The organism is Desulfovibrio sp. OH1186_COT-070 (genome assembly GCF_003860215.1).
In the GTDB taxonomy this organism is placed as follows: domain Bacteria; phylum Desulfobacterota; class Desulfovibrionia; order Desulfovibrionales; family Desulfovibrionaceae; genus Desulfovibrio.
Genome location: NZ_RQYH01000157.1, coordinates 1 through 486, shown reverse-complemented (window position 1 = coordinate 486; position 486 = coordinate 1). Strand labels below are relative to the sequence as shown.

Genomic DNA, 486 nt, shown 5'->3' with positions numbered 1-486 from the left:
GGATATGACAAGTACTATTCTAAGTGATAGATTAGAAGCCTTAGACAAAGAGTTGATTCAGCCTTATCTTTCAGAAGGTTGGGTAATAGACCGTCGGGAAGAACGTCAGCTGACATTTACCTTTGGGACGGTTGTCTTCAAGCGCCGTAGACTAAGAAAGTCAGGTGAGAAGAGTTTCTTGCCCTTAGACAATGCTCTGGGTTTGGCGCCTAGGGAGCACTTTAGTCCAGGTTTCAAAGAGAAGATTAGTGAGTTGGCAACGGGTATGACTTTTCGTCAGGTAAGTAAAACCCTAGACCTCTTGACCGATATTTCTGTGAGCCACCAGACAGTTCATCGTATGACGCAAGATGTGGCTGAACAGATAGCTCAGATCAGGTTATCAGGTTTACAGACCTTGAAGAAACCCAAAGTCCTCTACATAGAGGGAGATGGTGTTTGGGTGGGTTGTCAAGAAAAGCATAAACACCTTGAGTTCAAACGTGG

General features: G+C 44.7%; 1 protein-coding gene. It reads left to right on the top strand.

Annotated features, from left to right (window positions below):
- On the top strand, window positions 1–486 hold a 486-nt coding region (locus tag EII23_RS12335), incomplete at both ends, for a UPF0236 family transposase-like protein (protein WP_185702412.1).